Here is a 22,241-nt window from a genome sequence, read left to right on the forward strand (position 1 = left end):
TAACACCCGATGTCTAAAAATAAATCTAGAAATCGGGTGTGGTATTATTATTTTTTAGCTTCCTCGATATAAGAAATAGCTTGACCTACAGTAGCAATGTTTTCTGCTTGATCGTCTGGAATTTGAATATCAAATTCTTTTTCGAATTCCATAATAAGCTCAACAGTGTCTAATGAGTCAGCTCCTAAATCATTAGTGAAGCTTGCTTCTGTTACAACTTCGTTTTCGTCAACACCTAATTTGTCTACGATAATCGCTTTTACTCTTGATGCAATGTCTGACATAATCTTTAATTTTAGAATTTAATTTGTTGGCAAAAATAAAAAACTTTATTTTAAAACCACGATTTAGTTTATAAATGTAACACTAATTTATAAAATTAATTTCAAGAAAGCCGTTTTAAAGCTATTTATTTTCGTTTTTTATTCCGTTTTTTGCATTCTCAAAACACAGCGAATTATGAAAAAAATTATCGTTTTTGCTTCAGGATCAGGAACTAACGCAGAGAACATTATAAAATATTTTTCGAATACTGAAATTGCAAAGGTCGTTTCTGTTTTTACAAATAATGCTTCAGCAAAAGTCATCGAAAGAGCAAAAAATCATCAAATTCCGGTCGAAATCTTCTCAAAAAACGAACTTTTAGAACGAAATGTACTACAAAAAATACAAGAAATCGACCCAGATCTAATCGTTCTTGCCGGATTTTTGCTAAAATTTCCTGAAAATATAATCGAGAAATATCCTAATAAAATAATCAACATCCATCCAGCGCTTTTACCTAATTATGGAGGAAAAGGAATGTACGGAATGCACATACACAGAGCCATAGTTAATAATAAGGAAAAAGAAACCGGAATCTCTATTCATTATGTAAATGAAAATTATGATGAAGGCGGCATTATCTTCCAAGCCAATGTAGCACTAACAGACGAAGATACACCGGAAACAGTAGCCGAAAAAATTCATGAATTGGAACAAAAACATTTTCCTGAGATTATTCATAGAATATTGAACGATTAGATTTTAGACTTCTTAGACATAAGACTTCTTAGATTTTAGATTTTTATCTAAAATATTTTTAAAAGTCAAAGAAGTCTGGAATCTAAAAATCCAAGGTGTCAAAAAAAATCTAAGAAGTCTAAAAATCCAATAATCTAAGAAGTCTAAAATAAATGAATCACGAAGTACATATATATACAGACGGTGCTGCAAAAGGAAATCCAGGAAATGGCGGATATGGCGTTGTGATGGAATTGGTAGGAACTCCGCATAAAAAAGAATTCTACGAAGGTTTTCGTTTGACAACTAATAACAGAATGGAACTTTTGGCGGTAATTGTTGGCTTGGAAAAACTGAAAAAAGAAAACATGAAAGTGCTTGTTATTTCAGATTCTAAATACGTTGTAGATTCTGTTGAAAAAAAATGGGTCTTAGGCTGGGAGAAAAAGAAATTTGCAGGCAGAAAAAATCCAGATTTATGGAAACGCTTTTTAGTTTCATATCGAAAACATCAGGTAGATTTCAAATGGATAAAAGGCCACAACAATCATCCTCAAAACGAACGCTGTGATCAATTGGCCGTTATGGCATCTATGCAACCTAAACTTTCGATTGACGAATATTACGAAACCATCGGTTCTAAAGAATAAAAAAAACGCATCAATTACTTGATGCGTTTTTTTGTACTAACTTAAATTCCTGCTTACGATTTATTCTTTATCCAAATTTTTGGCTTTGTTAAATCCAAAAAGCAAACCAACTCCAGACATCGTAATAATTGTTGCCGGATAAACAACATCTGAATTCATTGCTGTATACGTTGTAAGGAATAATGCTATAAACATTCCAACTCCAATCCCAATTAGAAGAAAAGCCGTATTTATAACGAATATTTTCCAAGCCGGAACTCCTTTGCCCTCTCCTTTTAAAAAGATGCTGGCATCAACACCTTTTTCTATAAGAGCCAAACGTTCTCTGTTTCTTGTTGAATAAATAAGATAAACAATCCCAAAGATTGTTGCGCAAAAACTAAATGGTACTAATACTTCTGGTCCCATGATTTTATATTTTTTTAATTGATTGATACTTCATAGGACGACACCTTTTAAATTGAGGTTACAACATTTTGCAAAAAAATTCAAAAAATAAATTCCAAATCCCAAAACTTACTGATTATGAACTAATTTTGAGTTTTATTAAAAGTATTTAACAACAAATATGAGTCGAAATAACAATATTATGATTACGCTTTGGCAAAGTTTAATCCTTTATATATATGTAGAATTTCAAAATTAAAAGTTGGAATATGGAATTTAAAAAATTAAAAATAATTTCAAAATTCTTGTAACCTACAATAATAAACCGTCGTCCTATATAATATGAGTACAATTCCAGATCAACATTATATCGATAAAATTCTGCAGGGCGAGACAAATGCGTTTGCCGTGCTGGTAGATCGTTATAAAGATATGATCTTTACTTTGTCACTCAAGATGGTCAAAAACAAAGAAGAAGCCGAAGAAGCCGCACAAGATACTTTTATTAAAGTATTTAATTCGTTGAGCAAGTTCAAAGGCGATTCTAAATTCTCAACTTGGATTTATAAAATTTCTTATAATAATTGTTTAGACCGTTTGAAAAAAAACAAAAAAGAAGAAAATAATATTTCAATAGATGAGTTTTCTTCTCATTTAGTCAAAACAATGGACAATGCTTTGAGCGCTTTAGTTGACACAGAACGAAAGCAGGCCATTCAAAATTGTTTAAATTTGTTACCAAGCGATGATAATTTCCTTTTGACGCTATTTTATTTTGAAGATCAAAGTTTAGAAGAAATTGGAAAAATCATGAACATAAACGCTAATAATGTCAAAGTAAAATTATTTAGAAGCCGACAAAAATTAGCTACCATTTTAAAGAAGCAGTTAGAACCTGAAATAGTTGAGTATTATGAAAGAGGAAGATAAAAATTTAGAAAATCTTATTGAAAGAATGATGGCCGAAAACACTTTACAATCGCCATCTGCCGACTTTACTTCAAACTTAATGTCGCAAATTCTTGTTGCCGAAAAAGCAAAAATAAAACCTTACAAGCCTTTAATTTCCATCTCAACATGGATTTTTATTGGAATTGCTTTGATCCTTTTGGTTATTTACAATATGTTTTTTGCTGGAGCAGAAAATAATTTAGAAATCGGAAAATCATACACAGATAAAATTTCAGCAATTGTTTCCGGAATTCATATTTCAAAAACTTTATTGTATTCTATTTTAATTGTTCCTTTTATGATTTTGATTCAGGTTGGAGTTTTGAAGAATTATTTTGATAAGAAGTATCAGTTGTAATCCTGTTTAAAAGAAATGAAAAGTAGTAAAATCAAAAATAATTTATCTCTAAAGAAAATTAAAACACAGACGAATTTCCTCTCGATGTTATTGCTTTTTGTCATTAGTTATGCATCTGCTCTTCCCTCAAACTTTACTACTAAAGAAATAAAATTTACTAGCGAAGGAGTTACACTCGCTGGAACTATTTTTATGCCCAACGATGCACAGGCAGCCGTTGTGATTATTCATGGATCTGGACAAGAAAAAAGAATGACAGACTTTGCTACAATCCTTGCCAATAATGGAATTGCAGTTTTAACGTATGATAAACGTGGAGTCGGAGAATCAGCTGGTGTATATGCCGGACCCGAAGTAGGAACTAATAATGTTGATTTCTCAAATTTAAATCTTTTGTCTTTAGATGCAAGTGCTGCCGTAAATACTTTATCTAAATCCTTGTCAAATAATAAAATACCTATCGGTTTAATAGGCGGTAGCCAAGCCGGATGGATAATTCCATTAACTGCAGAGAAAAATAGGAAAGTTAAATTTATGACCATATTTAGTGGCGCTCTTATTACCGTTAAAGAACAATTGAGATTCCAATTTTATACCAATGGAGATAAAAATTTTTGGAATACACACTCTGAAGAAGAGGCAAGAAAACACATATTCAATGACCCAGACAAATATGAGTTTATTGATACAAATCCAAATGATGTTCTTTCTAAATTATCAATTCCAGGAATCTGGATTTTTGGAGGCAAAGACATTCAAGTTCCTGTAAAGCTATCAATCGAACATCTTGATATATTAAAATCCAAAGAAAAACATTTTGAATATAAATTGTTTCCAAACTTGGGACACAATACAGCATTTTCAGACGATGAAGAACCTATGAACGATGCAATCAATTGGATTAAAAATATCGATAAATCAAAGAATCATAAACAAAAAAAACTAGAAACACTTTGAACAACTGAGTTTGTTTTTGGACGTTGTTTTGTACAGAAAAGAAAAGCTTCGTCTTTTAGAAAACTCAAATAAAATCTTGAAGCTTTTTTTCAAAATAAATATTGCAATTTAATTCTGAAAATGATATTTTGAGCACTCAAAAGAATCTCAGATAATTTACTCATTTACAATAGTTTTAACCCCGAAATCGATATTCTTTTTTTAAGAAAATTTTGAGAACCTAAACCGTTGCAATATTGTAACTTATAGAGTATCTTTGCACCCTAATTCGAAATTCATAAAATGAATAAACTATTGATTGTTGGAACAGTTGCTTTCGACGCGATTGAAACTCCTTTCGGAAAAACAGATAAAATTTTAGGTGGTGCTGCAACCTACATCGGATTATCAGCGTCATTTTTTAACTTGCAATCAGCTATTGTTTCTGTAGTTGGTGATGATTTTCCTCAAGAACATTTAGATTTATTGACTTCAAAAAATATTGATATCTCTGGTATCGAAATTGTAAAAGGCGGAAAAACCTTTTTCTGGAGCGGTTTATACCACAACGATCTAAATTCTAGAGACACTCTTGTTACTGAATTAAACGTTTTGGCAGATTTTCAGCCAAAAGTTCCTCAAAACTATAAAGATGCTGATGTTGTGATGTTAGGAAACTTACATCCATTAGTTCAAAGCAGTGTTTTAGATCAAATGGAGAAAAAACCAAAATTAGTTGTTTTAGATACAATGAACTTTTGGATGGACTGCGCTCTTCCTGAATTACTAGACGTTATCAAACGTGTAGATGTTATTACAATCAATGACGAAGAAGCAAGACAACTTTCTGGTGAATATTCATTAGTAAAAGCTGCTGCGAAAATCCAAGACATGGGACCAAAATATGTGGTGATCAAAAAAGGAGAACACGGAGCACTTTTATTCCACAATAGAGAAGTATTCTTTGCACCAGCTTTACCATTAGAAGATGTTTTTGATCCAACTGGAGCGGGAGACACTTTCGCAGGTGGATTCTCTGGGTTTATTGCGCAAAGCGAAAACATTTCTTTTGGAAACATGAAGAATGCAATTATTTACGGTTCAAATTTAGCTTCGTTCTGCGTAGAGAAATTTGGAACTGAAAGGATGGAAACATTAAGCAAAGCAGAAGTAGCGATTCGATTACAACAATTTAAGTCGTTAACTCAGTTTGACATAGAAATATAATGCCTAAGAGCCTCGGTAAAACGGGGCTTTTTTATTACGTTAATACACACAACTTACAACACACAAAAAAACAAAAAAAAATGAGCGACGCTTTAAAACACGAATGTGGTATAGCTTTAGTTAGACTTCTTAAACCGCTTGAATATTATAAAGAAAAATACGGAACTGCTTTTTACGGGATTCAGAAAATGTATTTAATGATGGAAAAACAGCACAACCGAGGACAAGACGGAGCTGGTTTTGCAAGTATTAAATTAGATGTTGAACCTGGACAGCGCTACATCAGCAGAGTTCGTTCGAATCATGCACAACCAATTCAAGATGTTTTTAAACAAATCAATGAGCGAATCAGCGAGGAATTAAAAGCAAAACCTGAAATTGCTGACGATATTCATAAAATAAAGTCAGAAATTCCATATGTTGGCGAATTGTTTTTAGGACACGTTCGTTATGGAACTTTCGGAAAAAACAGTATTGAGAGCGTTCACCCATTTTTGCGTCAAAGCAACTGGATGCACCGCAACTTGATTTTAGCAGGAAACTTTAATATGACAAATGTTAAAGAGCTTTTCGAAAATCTGGTTGAACTTGGACAACATCCAAAAGAAATGGCGGATACGGTTACGGTAATGGAAAAAATTGGTCACTTTTTAGATAAAGAAGTAATGCAATTGTACCAAGACTGTAAAGCTGAAGGTTATTCTAAAAGAGAAGCTTCTCCAGTAATTGCTGAGCGTTTGGATATTGCAAAAATATTAGCTCGTTCTGCTAAAAATTTAGACGGAGGTTACGCAATGGCCGGATTATTAGGTCATGGTGATGCATTTGTTTTTAGAGATCCAGCCGGAATTCGTCCTGCTTACTTCTACCAAGATGACGAAGTAGTTGTCGTAGCTTCTGAAAGACCTGTTATTCAAACTGTATTCAACGTTCCTTTTGAAAGTGTTCAGGAAATTGATCCAGGAAATGCTTTGATTATCAAGAAAAACGGAAAAGTTTCTATGAATCAAATCTTGGAACCAACCGTTAAAAAAGCATGTTCATTTGAAAGAATTTATTTCTCAAGAGGAAGTGACGCTGAAATTTATCAAGAACGAAAAAACTTAGGGAAATTAATTTTGCCTGCAGTTCTTGACGCAATTGACAGCGATACAGACAACACAGTTTTCTCTTATATTCCGAATACAGCTGAAACTTCATTTTATGGTTTAGTTGAAGCTGCTCAGGATTTCTTAAATCAGAGAAAAAATAATTATATTCTGGAAAACAGAAACACACTTACTGCCGAGACACTTCAGGAGCTTTTAGCCGTAAAAATACGTACTGAGAAAGTTGCCATCAAGGATGCTAAACTCAGAACTTTTATTACTGAAGACAGCAGCCGTGATGATTTAGTAGCTCACGTTTACGACGTTACTTATGGCGTAATTAAACCAGAGGACAATTTGGTTATTATCGATGATAGTATTGTTCGTGGTACGACATTAAAAATGAGTATCATTAAAATGATGGATCGTTTAAATCCAAAACGAATCGTGATTGTTTCATCGGCACCACAAATTCGTTATCCAGATTGTTACGGAATCGATATGGCAAAACTAGAAGGGCTTGTTGCTTTTAGAGCCGCTTTGACTTTATTAAAAGAAAGAAACTTATATCATATTGTTGACGAAGTTTATGCGAAATGTAAAGCGCAGGAAAACTTCGCTGATAAAGATGTTGTAAATTATGTTACAGCAATCTACGATCAATTTACTCCAGAAGAAATTTCAGACAAAATTGCAGAAATGTTAAGTTCTCCGGAAATCAATGCTGAAGTAAAAATCATTTTCCAAAAAGTCGAAGATTTACATATTGCATGTCCTAAAAATTTAGGTGACTGGTATTTTACAGGAGACTATCCAACTCCAGGTGGAAATCGAGTTGTAAATCGTGCATTTATGAATTTTTACGAAGGAAAAGATGCTAGAGCATACTAAGAAAACGCTAAGAAAAAGTTAATTTGTGCATTTCATCGATTATTTTTGCCGTTCATCCTGTTTGTTTGGTAAAAATGAAAAGCTACAATACTTTTGGGAAACCATAACATTAGTAGGTTAAGTTTATGGTAGATTTGGGGCAAAAAGGGTGGAAGAAATTCCACCTTTTTTATTTTATTCAGATAAGTATTTACAAAACAGTCTACTACAATCACTTCGTCGAAAATATCGACCATTCATCTAAAAAGTTTTTTTTTCAAATATAGTCGCCATACATTTACTGAACCATAACATTAGTAGGTTAAGTTTATGGTAGATTTGGGGCAAAAAAGGCGGAAGAGATTCCGCCTTTTTTATTTTCTTTTATTTAGGCAAAGAAGAAAGAGCAAAGAAAAAAGATTATAGACGAAATGTATAGATAATAAAAAAAGACGAGTACCATAAGCTGCTCGTCTTTTCTCTTTATTCTTTTCTCTTTATTCTTTTCTCTTTATTCTCTACTCTATTTTCTTTTTTCAGTTTACTTAATCGGATATATTTGCCATTCGTCTAAAAAAGTTTTTTTTAAAATATACTCGTTATACATTTACCGAACCATAACATTAGTAGGTTAAGTTTATGGTAGATTTGGGGCAAAAAAGGCGGAAGAGATTCCGCCTTTTTTATTTTCTTTTATTTAGGCAAAGAAGAAAGATTATAGAAAAAAGAGAAATGCACAAATAAAAAAAGACGAGAACCTTTCGGGACTCGTCTTTTTTCTTTATTCTTGATTCTATCTTCTTATTTATCTAAAGCAAATCTTCTTGCAACTTCTGTCCAGTTGATTACACTGAAGAAAGCTTCAATATAGTCTGGTCTTCTGTTTTGGTAGTTTAAATAATAAGCGTGTTCCCAAACATCCATTCCTAAGATTGGAGTTCCACCGTTACCAGCAACTTCTGGCATTAATGGATTATCTTGATTTGGAGTACCTACAACTTCTAATTTTCCTCCTTTTTGAACTGTTAACCAAGCCCATCCTGAACCAAATTGCGTAGCTCCAGCTTTAGCGAATTTTGCTTTAAACTCTTCGAAAGTTCCAAAAGAAGCCTCGATTGCAGCTAATAAATCACCTGTTGGCAATCCTCCTCCATTTGGAGACATTACAGTCCAGAATAAATTGTGGTTGTAGAAACCTCCACCATTGTTACGAACTGCAGCGTTAGATTTATCTAAGTTGATTAAGATATTTTCGATTGTTTTTCCTTCTAAATCTGTTCCTGCAATTGCAGCGTTTAGATTTGTTGTATATGCATTGTGGTGCTTAGTATGGTGGATTTCCATTGTACGAGCATCAATATGTGGTTCTAATGCATCATATGCATAAGGTAATTGTGGTAATTCAAAAGCCATGATATTTCTAATTTTTATGGTTTATAATAATTTATCCCAAATTTAGACATTTAACTTTGGAATTGAAAATACTATTTCGTTATAATTCAATTAAATTAATCGATAAATCGATTTTTAAAAAGTTAAAGACCTAAAAATCTTTACTTTCCATTGAAAGTTGTCATCGTATTTTCCAATCCGGCAGTTCCAAAAGATTTTATAATTTCAGCTGAAGTTTCAAGACGTTCTGTCAATTTTGCGTTTTCTTCATCGTTCCATTCACCTAAAACGTAATCTACTTGTTGTCCTTTTTTGAACTGATCGCTGATTCCGAATCTAAAACGAGTGTAGTTTTGTGTATTTAGGACAAGATTGATGTTTTTAAGTCCGTTATGCCCTCCATCGCTGCCTTTTGGCTTAATGCGGATGGTTCCGAATGACAAATTCAAATCATCTGTTATCACAAGAATATTCTCTAACGGAATATTTTCTTTGTCCATCCAGTATTTTACTGCTTTTCCGCTCAAGTTCATATAAGTGTTTGGCTTTAAAAGAAAAAAAGTTCTTCCTTTAAATTTATATTCTGCAAGTGCGCCTAATTTTACTGTTTCAAATGAAAGGCTTTCTTTTTTGGCTAAAAAATCAAGCACTTTAAATCCGATATTATGTCTGGTGTTTACGTATTCTGCACCAATATTTCCTAAACCTACGATTAGATATTTCTTCATATTGTCTTCTGTGTTCTCTTCTTTTTGTGTTGATGAAAACAGTTTTGTTATCCATTTTATCATGTTTGCAAAAGTAAGATTAATTAGAGAATGTAACAATTAGATAATTTGAAAATGTGAAAATTAGATAATTTCTGTTGGTTGTAGTTTAACCGCAAAGGGCGCAAAGAGTTTACGCAAGGCCCCCTAAGAACACAAAGAAAATACCTTTCGCAGATTTAGCTGATTTTTCCTTAGCATCTCAGTCCCGATAGCTATCGGGACTGAGATGCTAAGGAAAAAGATACTTTCTCTTTAGCCCTGACAGGAGCGGTATCCTTTTTCTGGCTTCTTTAGCCAGGAAAAGATTTAGCGGATGGCAGGAACATCACTTGTTATAAAAACGGGACTTTCTGCTTCTAAAAAACAATTAGATAATATTTAAAAAGGGGTTCGGCTTCGCTCAGCCTGACAGCAATGAAAAAAACTTAGCATCTCGGCACCTTAGAAACTTAGAAGCTAAAAAAAAGCCCCAATCGTAAGATTGAGGCTTTTTTGTATAGTTGAAAAAAATTATTTTTTCTTTCCTTTTGCAGGAGCTTTTGCAGCTTTTGCAGCTTCTTGAGCAGCTTTCATAGCAGCACGAGAGATTCTTACTTGACAAACAACTGTGTTGTCTGGGTGCATAATTTTGTATTCTGGTTTTCCAACTTTAGTAACGTATAATTTGTTACCCATTTCAAGTGGAGTGATGTCAGCTTCAACAAAATCAGGAAGATTTGATGGTAAAGCTTTAACTTTTAATTTACGTTGGTTTAAACGTAAAACACCTCCCGCAAGAACACCTTTAGATGTACCAACGATTTTCACAGGAACTTCCATTGTGATTTCTTTATCATCAAATAATTGGAAGAAGTCAATGTGTAAAATTTTATCAGATACTGGGTGAACTTGGATATCTTGCAAAATTGCATTGAATGATTTTCCTTTTCCAAGCTCAATCACAACTGTGTGTGCGTTTGGAGTGTAAACCAAGTTTTTGAACGCTGCAGCGTCTGCTGAGAAGTGTACTGCTTGATTTCCTCCGTATAACACGCAAGGAACCGCTCCAGCATTACGTAAGGCTTTAGTTGACACTTTGCCCACGCTTTCTCTTTCTGATCCTTTAATTGTAATCGATTTCATTGTAAAAAAATATAGTTATTAAATAAATATTCTTATTTGCTATAACGAAAATTACATAATGAATTTTCCGCTAATTGAATTGTTGTGGTGCACCATGTGCATAACTTCAGCAAAAAGAGGTGCACAACTCACTACTCTAATTTTGTTTGATTCTCTCTTTAACGGAATCGAATCGGTTACGATTAATTCTGTTAGTTTCGAGTTTTCAATTTTTTCATACGCTCCACCAGATAATATAGCGTGTGTACAAATTGCTCTTACACTTAGTGCTCCTTTTTCGATCATTAGGTCTGCCGCTTTCGCTAAAGTTCCTCCTGTATCGATCATATCGTCTACTAAGATTACGTTACGACCTTTTACTTCACCAATTAGTTCCATAGTATCGATAACGTTGGCTGCTTTTCTTTGTTTGTAACAGATTACTACATCTGATTCTAAAAACTTAGAGTAAGCATAAGCTCTTTTTGAACCTCCCATATCTGGAGATGCAATAGTCAAGTTTTCTAACTTTAAACTTTGCACGTAAGGCAAAAAGATTGTAGATGCAAATAAATGATCTACTGGTTTTTCAAAGAATCCCTGAATTTGGTCTGCGTGCAAATCCATTGTCATGATTCTTGTTGCTCCTGCAGCTGTCAATAGGTTTGCTACTAACTTTGCTCCAATTGGAACTCTTGGTTTATCTTTTCTATCCTGTCTTGCCCAACCAAAATAAGGCATTACAGCTGTAATATGTCTTGCTGATGCGCGTTTTGCAGCATCAATCATTAATAACAATTCCATCAAATTATCTGCCGATGGGAAAGTTGAACATACGATAAATACTCGTAAACCTCTTATTGATTCTTCGTAAGATGGCTGAAATTCTCCATCACTATACGTTGACATCGTTACTTTTCCTAACGGAATTCCGTACTGCTCTGCAATTTTTTCTGCAAGATAAACACTTTGTGAACAAGCAAAAATTTTAGCTTCTGGTTCTAGGTGCGACATTATAATTTGTTGTTTTTGCTCCGCTACGCTTAGTATAATTCGGCTTTATCATTTTAGTTAAAGCAAACCATTCGTAAATGTCTCGGGTGTAGTTAGTTGTGTGTGCGTCGTTTTAACGAGGTGCAAATTTATAAAATTTATTGAACACTGAAAGCAAAAATTTAAGTATTTTTATTAGAATGTTTAATTTTATTTTTTACATTTGCACCGTGTTAAAGGAATGACGCCATTTATGACATCATTCTATTGCGTTAAAATGATCAAATTTTGATTGTTTTTTCGTCTGCTAAGCCCGGATGGCGGAATTGGTAGACGCGCTGGTCTCAAACACCTGTGGGAAACCGTGCCGGTTCGACTCCGGCTCCGGGTACGAAAAACCTCTTCTTAACGGAAGAGGTTTTTTCATTTATTCACTTCTTCAACAAAACACTTCTAATTTAATCTGCTGTATATCTGTTTTTTGCAAATAAATTTGGCTTGCTTATATTTTAATCGTAATATTGCAATATTAAACTAAACGAAATGGGAGCTACAAAAACTGAACATTTTACAGATGCACAAAATCAAATAGCAACGATCGCAAAAGCATTGGGACACCCTGCAAGAATTGCGATAATTGAATATTTGCTAAAAGTTAACGAATGTATTTGTGGCGATATTGTCAACGAACTTCCTCTTGCCCAACCTACAGTTTCCCAACATTTGAAAGAACTAAAAAATGCTGGTATTATCAAAGGAAACATTTCAGGAAACGCAATCTGTTATTGTCTTGACGAAAAAACAATCGATATTTTAAGTGCTTATATTTTAAATATCTCAGCCACTGTTTCGAAATCAAAGTGCTGCTAAGCATTTTTTTACTATTTATTATCGCAATATTGCATTAAAACAATAAACTATACAAAAATGAAATTATCAGAAATAAAAAAGATTTTACCAACATTAGACAATGTTGAATTTCAACTAGAAAACGGAGCTTTTGTACCTGAACATTTTCATGTAACTGAAGTTGGAAGCATCACAAAACACTTCATCGATTGTGGTGGTGTTATTAGAAATGAAAAAGTTGTCAATTTTCAGCTTTGGAATGCAAACGATTTTGAACATCGCTTAAAACCAACTAAATTATTGCATATCATTCAACTTTCAGAAGACAAGCTAAATATTGAAGATCTTGAAATCGAAGTTGAATATCAAAGCGACACCATCGGGAAATATGATTTGGCTTTCAACGGAAAGACTTTTATTCTTCAAAACAAATCAACGGCTTGTTTAGCACAAGATTCGTGCGGAATTCCTGCTGAAAAACAAAAGATTAATTTAATTGAACTAAACAATGAGGCTTCTTCATGCTGTACTCCAAATTCTGGATGTTGCTAATATGAAAGAAAAATTTATTAAATATAAAAAACCAATTATTATCACGACAGCTGTTGTTGTGTTACAGCTTATTTTTGGCTTTGACCCAAAATTCTGCATCATAAACATCATTTGGCTGTTTGTTTAAAATTATGGAAAAGAAAATATTAATACTTTGTACGGGAAATAGCTGCAGAAGCCAAATTGCAGAAGGATATATAAGATATTTTGCAGGCAATAAAGCGGTAGTTTACAGTGCCGGAGTAGAAACTCACGGAGTCAATCCGAAAGCCATTTCGATCATGAAAGAAGATGGCGTAGATATTTCAAATCACACATCCAACAATATTGATGAGTACACCAATATTGACTTTGATTATGTAATAACAGTGTGTGATAATGCTAGAGAACGATGTCCGTTTTTTCCAACGAAAGCGCTTAAGTTTCACTATAATTTTCCTGATCCTGCAAAAGCATCTGGAACAGATTTAGAAATAACGGAGCAATTTAGGAATGTAAGACAGTTGATAAAGGAATATTGTAAAAATTTTGTTGACGAAAATTTAGTTTAATACCTGCATAAAAAACCTCTTCTTACAAGGGAGAGGTTTTCATTTTATACTATTTCACAACTCGCATTATGCAAAACCGGAAAATTGCAGGAATTGGCAATAAAACACAATTGATTTGCCTTAAAATGCAATTCTAAAGCCAATTCTATTTGGTCTGGATTTGAGATTTTTACTTTCGGGTTTAATATAACTTCGGTGAATCTCCCGCTCCCATCTGGATTTACTTCTAATGTTGCTTCGGCGTTGTCTGAATATTCGAGAACTTCGATTCCGTTTTGAGAACAGACATATAAATACGACATCATGTGGCAGGAAACCAAACTGCTCAATAACAAATCTTCGGGATTGTATAAATCTGGATCGCCTTTGAAAGCTTTGGCTGCTGAAACGTCTAAAACAGGTTTTCCTTCAATTTTTATTTGATGAGTTTTGCTGTAAAACTTTGAAGCTGATTCTTCTTTTTTTGATGTCCAATTTAATTGGGCTTTGAATAAATGTTTGAATGCCATAACTATTTTTTTTCGCCACGAATTCACGAATTTACGCAAATTGAATCGTATCTAAAATCTTATACTTTGAATTTCACTAATTAAAATCCGTGTTTTCTGATTAGAAATTCGTGAATTCGTGGCAAAAAATCTCCAATAAAAAAACCTCGAAAGCAAATTACTTTCGAGGTTTTTCAGAGAATTAGAACTAACTAAACAAATTCTAAAGATTATTTTTGAACCGAAAACTTAAAAGTAGTTTTAGTTTTATATTGTTCTCCCGGGTTTAAAACCGTTGTTGGGAAATTTTTCTGGTTTGGAGAATCTGGATAATGTTCAGTTTCTAAACAAAGTCCTGTTCTGTGTGCGTATGTTTTTCCATCGCGAGTTGGCAAAGTTCCGTCAAGGAAATTTCCTGAGTAAAACTGAATTCCAGGTTCGTCAGTTGTCATTTCCATAACTCTTCCGCTTGCTGCGTGGTATACTTTTGCAATGATTGTTTTTCCTTTCTCAGGATTGTTTAATACCCAACAGTGATCGTAACCTTTTCCTCTTTCTAACTGCTCGTTTTTAGCATTGATGTCTTTTCCAATCAATTTTGGAGTTCTGAAATCAAAAGGAGTACCAGCAACATCGTCTAATTTTCCTGTCGGAATTAGAGTCGCATCAACTGGAACTAGTTTATCAGCATTTAAAGTCAATTCGTGATCTAAGATTGTTTTTGTAAAATCTCCTGATAAATTGAAATATGAATGCTGTGTCAAATTCACAACTGTTTTCTTGTCTGTTGTTGCTTCGTATAAAACTTCCAACTGATTATCATTTGTTAATGTATAAGTCACAAAAACTTTTAAAGTTCCTGGATAACCTTCTTCCATATCTTTACTTACATAAGATAATTTTAAAGAAGCGTTTTCGCCAGATTTAACCTCATCTGCTTTCCAAACAACGTTAAAATATCCTTGCGGACCACCGTGCAAAGCATTTGGCGCGTTGTTAATTGCTAACTGATAGTCTTTTCCATCTAATGAAAATTTACCTTTTGCAATTCGGTTTCCGTATCTTCCAATCAAAGCTCCGAAGAAAGGATTTTCTTTTTCATATTGTGCCAAAGAAGTAAATCCGATTACTACATTTTCTGAAACACCTTCTTTATTTGGAACTTTCAAATCTGTAATTCTTCCACCAAAAGTGATGATGTCAACTTCCATCCCATTTTGGTTTTTCAGTTTATAACTTTCGACTTTTTCTCCTTTTGCAGTTGTTCCGTATTCTGATTTTTCAATTGTTACCAAAGCTTTTTCATCAGTAGCAACTTTTTCTGTATCAGCTTTTTTATCGCTTTTACATTGAACTGAAACTGCAGCCAAACTCAAAAGGCTTAGACCGAAAACACAACGTTTTAATAGATTCATAATTGATATTTTTTTGGTTTTATAAAAAGTTAGATGTTAAAAGTAATACTTTGAACTGATTGAAAAAATGCTGTGTTTTGACGCGGATAAAACAGATTCGTTATCACGAAGACGCGGATTTACACAGATTTTCAGATTATTTTTAAATCCGTTTTATCTGCGCTTTTGCGATAGCAAATCCGTTTTATCTGCGTTTAATTTTTTCCATATAATTAAGCGCAACAAGTTAAAAGTAACAAAAAAACTTTAGTCCCGATAGCTATCGGGATAGCAACTCAGAACCTTAGTATCTTAGATTAAAGTCCATGTTGAAACAAATGATAATACGCTTCGTTAGCGTTGATTTTATCTTTGAAATCTCTTACAGTAGTTTTTTCATCGATTACTAATAACTCAATTCCAGCGATATCAGCAAAATCTTCCATATACTCAGTTGTCAATGATTGGCTGTAAACTGTATGGTGCGCTCCTCCAGCAAGAATCCAAGCTGTTGCTGCGATGTCAAGGTTTGGTTTACAATCCCAAAGAACTCTTGCAACTGGTAATTTTGGTAATTCAGCCATTGGTTTTACCGCTTCAACTTCGTTTACAATTAAACGGAAACGAGTTCCCATATCTACCAAAGAAACATTGATTGCGTCTCCAGCTGGCGAATTAAACACCAAACGAGCAGGATCTTCTTTTCCGCCAATTCCTAAAGGATGCACTTCACAAGAAGGTTTTCCGTCAGCAATAGAAGGACAAATTTCCAACATATGCGATCCTAAAACGTATGATTTTTGTGGCGTGAAATGATACGTATAATCTTCCATGAAAGAAGTTCCACCTTCCAAACCAATATTCATTACTTTTAAAGCTCTTACCATTGCAGCAGTTTTCCAGTCTCCTTCTCCACCAAAACCATAACCATCGGCCATTAATCTTTGTGTTGCAATTCCTGGTAATTGTTTCCAAACTCCAAGGTTTTCGAATGTATCAGTGAAAGCTCCGAAACCTCCTTCTTCAAGGAAAGCTCTTAATCCTAATTCGATTTTTGCCGCTTCCGCTAAAGAACTTCTTTGCGCACCGCCTTCTTTTAAAGAATCAGTTAAGTTATATGATTGTTCGTAAACCGCTAATAAATCAGCTAATTGTTTATCGGTTACTTTTTCGATGTGTTTTGTAACGTCTGAAGAATCGAATCCGTTTACTGAAACGCCAAAACGAATTTGAGCTTCTACTTTATCGCCTTCTGTAACCGCAACTTCACGCATATTGTCTCCAATACGAGCCACTTTTAGGTTTTGAAGTTCATCCCAACCTAAAACCACTCTTGACCAGATTCCTAGTTTTTTCTGAACTCTTTCATCTTCCCAATGCCCAACAACAACTTTACGTTTTTTACGCATTCTTGACATAATGAAACCGAATTCACGGTCACCATGAGCCGATTGATTCAAGTTCATGAAATCCATGTCGATACTTCCCCACGGAATTTCAGCATTATATTGTGTATGTAAATGACATAATGGTTTTTTCAAAATGCTCAAACCGCCAATCCACATTTTTGCTGGTGAAAAAGTATGCATCCAGGCAATAATCCCGATACAGTTTTTCTCTGAATTTGCAGCCAAACAAACATCTAAAATCTGCGAAGGCGATTTTACCACATCTTTGTAAACCACTTTTACCGGAATTGAAGACGAAGCGTCTAATCCTTTTGCAATTATCTGCGAATGTTCTGCTACTTTTCTTAGTGTTTCTTCACCGTATAATTCCTGGCTTCCTACTACAAACCATACTTCTTTTTGAGAAATGTCTATCATTTTGTTATTTTTTGTTTCAAGTTTCAGGTTTCAGGTTGTTGGAATCTGAAAACTCGATTTGTTATGTTTTTGTTTTGTTTCTGTTTGTTTCAAGTTTCACGTTTCACGTTCCAACAACTTGAAACTTGAAACAAAGAAAACCTGAAACAAAACCTTTACTGTCCGTAATACGAATCTTTTCCGTGTTTGCGGTTGTAATGTTTCTTTATTAATGAATCTTTTAATCTTGGTGCATTTGGATTTATTTGCAAAGTCAGGTAGGCCATTTCTGCCACCACTTCTAAAACTTTACTGTTGTAAACCGCTTTTGCAGCATTTTTTCCCCACGCAAACGGACCGTGATTTCCTATCAAAATCATTTCTACTTCTTCGTATGAAAGATTCTTTTCTTTGAAGCAATCCAAAATCTGAATTCCGGTATTGTGTTCATAGTTTCCTTCAATAAGAGAATCTGCCATTGGCGGAGCACACGGAATATCAGCTGTCAAATGATCGGCATGTGTTGTTCCGAAAATTGGAATATCTTGTTGCGATTGTGCCCAAGCAACTGAGTACGTTGCGTGAGTATGTGCAACGCCTCCAATATTTGGCCAATTTTTATATAGATAAGCATGCGTTTTTGTGTCAGATGACGGACGCATGGTTCCTTCAATAACATTATTATCAAAATCGACAATTACGATATCTTCTGGTTTTAAATCTTCGTAAGGAACACCGCTTGGCTTAATGGCAAAAACACCATTTTTTCTGTCCACGGCGCTCACATTTCCGAAAGTATAGACAACCAAATTCAATGCATTTAACTGCATGTTGGCTTCGTAACATTCCTGTTTTAAATCTTTATACTGAGAACTCATTTTGAGAAATTTTAATGGTTGGATCTGCAAAAACACTTAATTGTTCGTAAGCGATAAGCAGTTTGTTATACGCCGCAACTTTATCTAATTGAGGGAAATATTCTCCGTCAAAATCACTTCCGATTTTCTGACTTGCCTCAATTACATTTGGATAAATTCCTGCTGCAACGGCTGCATAAATTGCCGCGCCTAAGGCCGGAGTTTGGTCTGAAGCTGCTATTTTAATTGGCTTGTTTAAAACATTCGCCAATGTCTGCATAATGAAAGGAGATTTTCTAGCAACACCGCCAATTCCGATAACGCTGTCGATTTTTACACCTTCTTCTTCAAAACGGTCTACAATTTTCTTCGCTCCAAAACAAATTGCATTAACTAAAGCTTTAAAAATATGAGGCGCTTTTGTTCCTAAAGATAAGTTTGAAATAGCACTTTTTACTTCCTGATTGGCATCTGGAGTTCTACGTCCATTAATCCAGTCCAAAGCAATTGGAAGACTTTCTGAAACCGGAATTTTCTCCGCTTCTTTCGTTAATTCTACAATTAATTTATCGCTGAATTCTTCTCTTAATTGTTCTTTTTGAGTTTCATTTAAAAGTGATGTAGCACCTAATAAATGTTCTGTCGACCACATTAATAATTCTTTATACCATGCCAATAAATCTCCAAAAGCAGATTGACCTGCTTCAAGACCAATAAATCCTGGAATAACCGAACCATCAACTTGTCCGCAGATACCGCGAACCGTTTTTGTTCCCACTTCGTCATAAGAACCAACTAGAATATCACAAGTTGAAGTTCCCATAACACGAACTAAAGTATTTTCTCCAATTTTAGCTCCCACAGCTCCTGAATGCGCATCGAAAGTTCCAACAGCAATTATTGTGTCTGTTGAAAGTCCTAAACGGTCTGCCCATTCTTTGCTTAAATTTCCTGCTGCTAAATCAGATGTATAGGTTTCATCGTATAAATTACCACGAAGCTGTGCTAAATACGGATGTAATTTTTCTAAGAATTCAACTGGCGGTAATCCGTTCCAGTCTGTGTGCCACATCGCTTTGTGACCTGCAGCGCAACGGCTTCTTTTGAAGGTTTTTAAGTCTTTATCTTCAATTAATAAATACGTCATTAAATCGCAGTGTTCCATCCAAGTATACGCTGCATTTTTAACCGCTTCATCTTGTCTTGCAATGTGAAGGATTTTTGCCCAAAACCATTCTGATGAGTATATTCCCCCAACATATTTTGTAACGTCTTCTCCGCCCCAGCTTACCGCAAGTTCGTTGATTTCGTTTGCTTCATTAATAGAAGTATGATCTTTCCATAAAACCATCATCGCATTTGGGTTTTCTTCAAAGCCTTTTGTCAATGCTAATGGTGTTCCGTCTTTTGTAACTGGAACTGGAGAAGATCCTGTTGTATCAATACAAATTCCGCGAACTAATGACGGATCAACTTTGCTTTCTTTTACAACATTTTGAATCGTGATTTCTAATCCTTCGATATGATCCAAAGGATGCTGACGAAATTGATTTATAGACGCGTCACAATATTGTTTGTTTTTCCATCTTTTGTAATGAGAAACATTCGATGCTAATTCCTGCCCATTTTCAGTATCGATAAGCACCGCTCGAACAGAATCTGTTCCGTAGTCCAATCCTATAACGTAATTTTTCATTCGAAATTCATTTTTAATAATGACAAATATAATTATAATTCATTTATAAGTGTACAATAAACACTTAATAAAAACTGAGCTTTGAATTTTTACAAATAATGCATCAAAACAAGCAATTATGACAAAAACAGAAAATAAATGTTGGTTTAACATTTATTCTGTTGCGATTATTTCATCTTAATTTTCAAAACCGTTACTGAATAAGCTGGAAAATCGTACTGAACTTTGCTTCCGCTTACTTTAAATTCGCTTTCTTTCGGACTAATTTTAGTTGGAGCATCAAAAGAATTTTCATCGTTTATTCCGTCTCCTTTTAAAATTATTGCTGTGCCTTTTGAATCTAATTTTGCTCCTTTCAAATCAATTGAAACATTTTGAGAAGCCGAATTTGCATTCACAATTTTCAAAATCACTTCTTTAGAATTCACATCTTTTACTGCCGATGCAAACAAATCATTTTGACCTGTAACTGCTTTTCCATCTTTTGTAATGTTGATTAAATCGGTTCCTTTATTATTTGAAAATAATTTCTGAACATAATAATTTGGCGTTCCGTATGACTGTAAATTGTTGAACCAAATCATATCTGGTGTCCATTGCCAACCTTCTACGTGCGCTAATAAAGGCGCGTAAGAAGTCAGCTGAACAACCTCAGCATTACGCTCCATTCCGGTCATGAAAGCGGCTTCAGAGAAAGCGCATTCCCAGTTGTTTTTATTTTCCGGACTTGCAATGGCTACACTTTGTGCTGCATATTCTCCAGCAAAAATCTTTGGTCCTTTACGGTCGTAATTGTCGTAACGCGTTACATTTTTACGGAACCAAGCTGGATCTTTATAATAATGTTCATCAACAATTTCGGCGTTTAATTTTTTAAGTTCTTTCATGCCATAATCGTAAAAATCTCCGTCAGGAAAAGGTCCCGTTCCAGACACAATTGTGATGTTTGGATATTTTGCTTTAATGGCTTTTTGAAACACTTTAAAACGCTCAATATAATCGGGGCCCCATTGCTCATTTCCAACTCCAATGAATTTTAAATTGAATGGTTTTGGATGTCCCATATCAGCTCTAACTTTTCCCCAAGCTGTAGTTGCATCGCCGTTTGCAAATTCGATTAAATCTAAAGCATCTTGAACATAAGGATCGATTTGATCCATCGGAACTAATTCTCCTGTGTTGAATTGACAAGCCATTCCACAGCTTAAAATTGGAAGCGGAGAAGCGCCAATATCTTCTGAAAGTTGGAAATATTCAAAAAATCCTAAACCAAAACTTTGGAAATAATCTGGTGCCGGGCGATGTGAAAATTCCATGTTCCAACGGTTTACTGCTGTTTCTCTGTCTTCAACATTTCCTACCGATTTTTTCCATTGATAACGTTCTGCCAAAGTTCTTCCTTCAACAATACATCCGCCAGGAAAACGTAAAAATCCTGGTTTCAAATCGTATAATAATTGTACTAAATCTTTACGAAGTCCGTTTTTTCTTCCTGCCCAAGTATCTTCTGGAAACAATGAAATATTATCTAAATCAATTACGCCATTTCCTTCAAAAGTGATTTTCAATTTTGCTTTTGCTTCTGTTCCTGAAGATGTTAATTGAGCCGAATAATTGGACCAATCACTTGATGTTGGCACAACCGAAGTTTCGCCTAAAACTTTATTGTTTTTGTCAATAAATTGGAATTTAATTTTTGAAATATTTCCTGAAATTTTTGAAGCTTTTAAAGTCAGATTGTACTTTAAATCTTTCTTGATTCCCATTCCTCTGAAACCTTCATTAATCAATTCATAACCAGAAGCGTCATTAATAGTAACTCTACAATAATTATGATTTGTTCCTTTTTGAGAATACTGAATCACATTTGCAATTCCTGATTCGGTGTTTAATTTATGACGGTCGCTTTTAGGCTGATTCCATCCCATTAATGGAAATTGGAATTCGAAAGATCTGTTTTTGATCATTTCGGCATACAAACCACCATCTGCAGCAAAATTGATATCTTCAAAAAACACTCCGTACATTGTAGGCTGAATTTTTGTTACTGTTTTCGCAACATCAACTTGAAGATTATTTTTTTGTGCCGATGCATAAACGCCGCTCAGCATTAAACCGCAAAGGGTAATTTTTGTAATTAAATTGGACTTCATTTTTTATTTATTTAAATGTGTTTTATGGCACGCGGATGACGCGGATAAAACGGGTTTTTAATTTTGTTTTCTATTGTGGCTTTAACTTAAACACATAAAATCATAGTTGTACATTGTCTAAAAAAGGCATTTCATTTATTTAAAACACACATAGTTGTGTGTTTAAATTTT

22 protein-coding genes and 1 tRNA gene are annotated in these 22,241 nt (G+C 34.2%); 11 read left to right on the top strand and 12 right to left on the bottom strand.

All coding sequences use genetic code 11. The annotated features are described in order from the left end of the window. Positions 1-47: 47 nt before the first annotated feature. A complete protein-coding gene (locus tag ACNFIH_RS12045; protein WP_007137004.1) occupies positions 48-284 on the bottom strand; it encodes an acyl carrier protein in 237 nt (78 codons plus the stop codon). A 175-nt stretch (positions 285-459) separates the two neighbouring features. Between ACNFIH_RS12045 and purN the strand changes: the two genes are divergently transcribed. Further along, on the top strand, positions 460-1,023 hold the full coding sequence (gene purN, locus ACNFIH_RS12050; RefSeq protein WP_035646415.1) for a phosphoribosylglycinamide formyltransferase: 564 nt from the start codon (positions 460-462) through the stop codon (positions 1,021-1,023). Positions 1,024-1,175: 152 nt separating this feature from the next. Next, entirely contained in the window at positions 1,176-1,652 is a 477-nt protein-coding gene (gene rnhA / locus ACNFIH_RS12055; protein WP_426483338.1) for a ribonuclease HI, read from the top strand. Positions 1,653-1,712: 60 nt separating this feature from the next. Here the strand turns inward: rnhA and ACNFIH_RS12060 are convergent, their stop codons facing one another. Then, positions 1,713-2,060 carry a DUF6249 domain-containing protein gene (locus tag ACNFIH_RS12060; protein WP_426483339.1) on the bottom strand — a complete coding sequence of 116 codons (348 nt, stop codon included), beginning with the start codon at positions 2,058-2,060 and terminating at the stop codon, positions 1,713-1,715. A 321-nt stretch (positions 2,061-2,381) separates the two neighbouring features. Here ACNFIH_RS12060 and ACNFIH_RS12065 point away from each other — a divergent pair, with 321 nt between their 5' ends. The 5 genes from ACNFIH_RS12065 to ACNFIH_RS12085 all read left to right on the top strand — a co-directional run bounded on the left by ACNFIH_RS12065 (position 2,382) and on the right by ACNFIH_RS12085 (position 7,490). Continuing rightward, positions 2,382-2,969 (top strand): RNA polymerase sigma factor, encoded by a 588-nt coding sequence (locus ACNFIH_RS12065; protein WP_426483340.1) that lies wholly within the window; start codon positions 2,382-2,384, stop codon positions 2,967-2,969. Beyond that, on the top strand, positions 2,953-3,348 hold the full coding sequence (locus tag ACNFIH_RS12070) for a hypothetical protein (protein WP_426483341.1): 396 nt from the start codon (positions 2,953-2,955) through the stop codon (positions 3,346-3,348). The genes ACNFIH_RS12065 and ACNFIH_RS12070 overlap by 17 nt, the downstream gene beginning before the upstream one ends. Before the next feature lie 15 nt (positions 3,349-3,363). Then, positions 3,364-4,305, top strand: coding sequence for an alpha/beta hydrolase family protein (locus ACNFIH_RS12075; protein WP_426483342.1), 942 nt, complete (start codon positions 3,364-3,366; stop codon positions 4,303-4,305). Positions 4,306-4,587: 282 nt separating this feature from the next. Next, positions 4,588-5,511 (top strand): PfkB family carbohydrate kinase, encoded by a 924-nt coding sequence (locus tag ACNFIH_RS12080; RefSeq protein ID WP_426483343.1) that lies wholly within the window; start codon positions 4,588-4,590, stop codon positions 5,509-5,511. Positions 5,512-5,591: 80 nt separating this feature from the next. Beyond that, on the top strand, positions 5,592-7,490 hold the full coding sequence (locus ACNFIH_RS12085; RefSeq protein WP_426483344.1) for an amidophosphoribosyltransferase: 1,899 nt from the start codon (positions 5,592-5,594) through the stop codon (positions 7,488-7,490). Between the two features lie 780 nt (positions 7,491-8,270). Here the strand turns inward: ACNFIH_RS12085 and ACNFIH_RS12090 are convergent. The 4 genes from ACNFIH_RS12090 to ACNFIH_RS12105 all read right to left on the bottom strand — a co-directional run bounded on the left by ACNFIH_RS12090 (position 8,271) and on the right by ACNFIH_RS12105 (position 11,746). After that, complete coding sequence (locus tag ACNFIH_RS12090; RefSeq protein WP_035646435.1) at positions 8,271-8,882, bottom strand: superoxide dismutase; 612 nt, start codon at positions 8,880-8,882, stop codon at positions 8,271-8,273. A gap of 140 nt (positions 8,883-9,022) precedes the next feature. Further along, positions 9,023-9,652, bottom strand: coding sequence for an aminoacyl-tRNA hydrolase (gene pth / locus ACNFIH_RS12095; protein ID WP_426483345.1), 630 nt, complete (start codon positions 9,650-9,652; stop codon positions 9,023-9,025). 489 nt (positions 9,653-10,141) lie between these two features. Then, the gene (locus tag ACNFIH_RS12100; RefSeq protein ID WP_142449973.1) at positions 10,142-10,753 is read right to left on the bottom strand and encodes a 50S ribosomal protein L25/general stress protein Ctc; all 612 of its coding nucleotides are present in this window, start codon (positions 10,751-10,753) and stop codon (positions 10,142-10,144) included. Positions 10,754-10,804: 51 nt separating this feature from the next. Then, positions 10,805-11,746: a ribose-phosphate pyrophosphokinase gene (locus ACNFIH_RS12105; protein ID WP_142449972.1), complete on the bottom strand. Its 942-nt coding sequence runs from the start codon at positions 11,744-11,746 to the stop codon at positions 10,805-10,807. A gap of 290 nt (positions 11,747-12,036) precedes the next feature. Here ACNFIH_RS12105 and ACNFIH_RS12110 point away from each other — a divergent pair. The 4 genes from ACNFIH_RS12110 to ACNFIH_RS12125 all read left to right on the top strand — a co-directional run bounded on the left by ACNFIH_RS12110 (position 12,037) and on the right by ACNFIH_RS12125 (position 13,677). After that, positions 12,037-12,116, top strand: a tRNA-Leu gene (locus tag ACNFIH_RS12110). Between the two features lie 152 nt (positions 12,117-12,268). Next, complete coding sequence (locus ACNFIH_RS12115; protein WP_426483346.1) at positions 12,269-12,595, top strand: ArsR/SmtB family transcription factor; 327 nt, start codon at positions 12,269-12,271, stop codon at positions 12,593-12,595. A gap of 57 nt (positions 12,596-12,652) precedes the next feature. Then, the gene (locus ACNFIH_RS12120) at positions 12,653-13,126 is read left to right on the top strand and encodes a DUF6428 family protein (RefSeq protein ID WP_426483347.1); all 474 of its coding nucleotides are present in this window, start codon (positions 12,653-12,655) and stop codon (positions 13,124-13,126) included. Between the two features lie 131 nt (positions 13,127-13,257). After that, positions 13,258-13,677, top strand: a complete 420-nt coding sequence (locus ACNFIH_RS12125; RefSeq protein ID WP_426483348.1) for an arsenate reductase ArsC — start codon at positions 13,258-13,260, stop codon at positions 13,675-13,677. Between the two features lie 44 nt (positions 13,678-13,721). Here ACNFIH_RS12125 and ACNFIH_RS12130 read toward each other — a convergent pair whose 3' ends face one another. The 6 genes from ACNFIH_RS12130 to ACNFIH_RS12155 form a co-directional block, all read right to left on the bottom strand. Continuing rightward, the gene (locus tag ACNFIH_RS12130; RefSeq protein ID WP_426483349.1) at positions 13,722-14,186 is read right to left on the bottom strand and encodes an OsmC family protein; all 465 of its coding nucleotides are present in this window, start codon (positions 14,184-14,186) and stop codon (positions 13,722-13,724) included. 209 nt (positions 14,187-14,395) lie between these two features. Beyond that, positions 14,396-15,580 (bottom strand): aldose epimerase family protein, encoded by a 1,185-nt coding sequence (locus tag ACNFIH_RS12135; RefSeq protein WP_426483350.1) that lies wholly within the window; start codon positions 15,578-15,580, stop codon positions 14,396-14,398. Between the two features lie 296 nt (positions 15,581-15,876). Next, the gene (araA, locus tag ACNFIH_RS12140; RefSeq protein WP_132988144.1) at positions 15,877-17,385 is read right to left on the bottom strand and encodes an L-arabinose isomerase; all 1,509 of its coding nucleotides are present in this window, start codon (positions 17,383-17,385) and stop codon (positions 15,877-15,879) included. A gap of 155 nt (positions 17,386-17,540) precedes the next feature. Further along, entirely contained in the window at positions 17,541-18,242 is a 702-nt protein-coding gene (locus tag ACNFIH_RS12145; RefSeq protein ID WP_115887881.1) for an L-ribulose-5-phosphate 4-epimerase, read from the bottom strand. Beyond that, positions 18,226-19,917 carry a ribulokinase gene (locus ACNFIH_RS12150; RefSeq protein WP_426483351.1) on the bottom strand — a complete coding sequence of 564 codons (1,692 nt, stop codon included), beginning with the start codon at positions 19,915-19,917 and terminating at the stop codon, positions 18,226-18,228. The genes ACNFIH_RS12145 and ACNFIH_RS12150 overlap by 17 nt, the downstream gene beginning before the upstream one ends. Positions 19,918-20,084: 167 nt before the next feature. Then, on the bottom strand, positions 20,085-22,070 hold the full coding sequence (locus ACNFIH_RS12155) for an alpha-L-arabinofuranosidase C-terminal domain-containing protein (RefSeq protein WP_426483352.1): 1,986 nt from the start codon (positions 22,068-22,070) through the stop codon (positions 20,085-20,087). Between the last annotated feature and the right edge of the window lie 171 nt (positions 22,071-22,241).

It is taken from the genome of Flavobacterium sp. 2 (assembly GCF_049949195.1).
Classification (GTDB): domain Bacteria; phylum Bacteroidota; class Bacteroidia; order Flavobacteriales; family Flavobacteriaceae; genus Flavobacterium.

Bases quoted from the DNA above. Each gene is read 5' to 3' on its own strand.
- ACNFIH_RS12045 (WP_007137004.1), bottom strand. From the start codon at position 284: ATGTCAGACATTGCATCAAGAGTAAAAGCGATTATCGTAGACAAATTA.
- purN (WP_035646415.1), top strand. From the start codon at position 460: ATGAAAAAAATTATCGTTTTTGCTTCAGGATCAGGAACTAACGCAGAG.
- rnhA (WP_426483338.1), top strand. From the start codon at position 1,176: ATGAATCACGAAGTACATATATATACAGACGGTGCTGCAAAAGGAAAT.
- ACNFIH_RS12060 (WP_426483339.1), bottom strand. From the start codon at position 2,060: ATGGGACCAGAAGTATTAGTACCATTTAGTTTTTGCGCAACAATCTTT.
- ACNFIH_RS12065 (WP_426483340.1), top strand. From the start codon at position 2,382: ATGAGTACAATTCCAGATCAACATTATATCGATAAAATTCTGCAGGGC.
- ACNFIH_RS12070 (WP_426483341.1), top strand. From the start codon at position 2,953: ATGAAAGAGGAAGATAAAAATTTAGAAAATCTTATTGAAAGAATGATG.
- ACNFIH_RS12075 (WP_426483342.1), top strand. From the start codon at position 3,364: ATGAAAAGTAGTAAAATCAAAAATAATTTATCTCTAAAGAAAATTAAA.
- ACNFIH_RS12080 (WP_426483343.1), top strand. From the start codon at position 4,588: ATGAATAAACTATTGATTGTTGGAACAGTTGCTTTCGACGCGATTGAA.
- ACNFIH_RS12085 (WP_426483344.1), top strand. From the start codon at position 5,592: ATGAGCGACGCTTTAAAACACGAATGTGGTATAGCTTTAGTTAGACTT.
- ACNFIH_RS12090 (WP_035646435.1), bottom strand. From the start codon at position 8,882: ATGGCTTTTGAATTACCACAATTACCTTATGCATATGATGCATTAGAA.
- pth (WP_426483345.1), bottom strand. From the start codon at position 9,652: ATGATAAAATGGATAACAAAACTGTTTTCATCAACACAAAAAGAAGAG.
- ACNFIH_RS12100 (WP_142449973.1), bottom strand. From the start codon at position 10,753: ATGAAATCGATTACAATTAAAGGATCAGAAAGAGAAAGCGTGGGCAAA.
- ACNFIH_RS12105 (WP_142449972.1), bottom strand. From the start codon at position 11,746: ATGTCGCACCTAGAACCAGAAGCTAAAATTTTTGCTTGTTCACAAAGT.
- ACNFIH_RS12115 (WP_426483346.1), top strand. From the start codon at position 12,269: ATGGGAGCTACAAAAACTGAACATTTTACAGATGCACAAAATCAAATA.
- ACNFIH_RS12120 (WP_426483347.1), top strand. From the start codon at position 12,653: ATGAAATTATCAGAAATAAAAAAGATTTTACCAACATTAGACAATGTT.
- ACNFIH_RS12125 (WP_426483348.1), top strand. From the start codon at position 13,258: ATGGAAAAGAAAATATTAATACTTTGTACGGGAAATAGCTGCAGAAGC.
- ACNFIH_RS12130 (WP_426483349.1), bottom strand. From the start codon at position 14,186: ATGGCATTCAAACATTTATTCAAAGCCCAATTAAATTGGACATCAAAA.
- ACNFIH_RS12135 (WP_426483350.1), bottom strand. From the start codon at position 15,580: ATGAATCTATTAAAACGTTGTGTTTTCGGTCTAAGCCTTTTGAGTTTG.
- araA (WP_132988144.1), bottom strand. From the start codon at position 17,385: ATGATAGACATTTCTCAAAAAGAAGTATGGTTTGTAGTAGGAAGCCAG.
- ACNFIH_RS12145 (WP_115887881.1), bottom strand. From the start codon at position 18,242: ATGAGTTCTCAGTATAAAGATTTAAAACAGGAATGTTACGAAGCCAAC.
- ACNFIH_RS12150 (WP_426483351.1), bottom strand. From the start codon at position 19,917: ATGAAAAATTACGTTATAGGATTGGACTACGGAACAGATTCTGTTCGA.
- ACNFIH_RS12155 (WP_426483352.1), bottom strand. From the start codon at position 22,070: ATGAAGTCCAATTTAATTACAAAAATTACCCTTTGCGGTTTAATGCTG.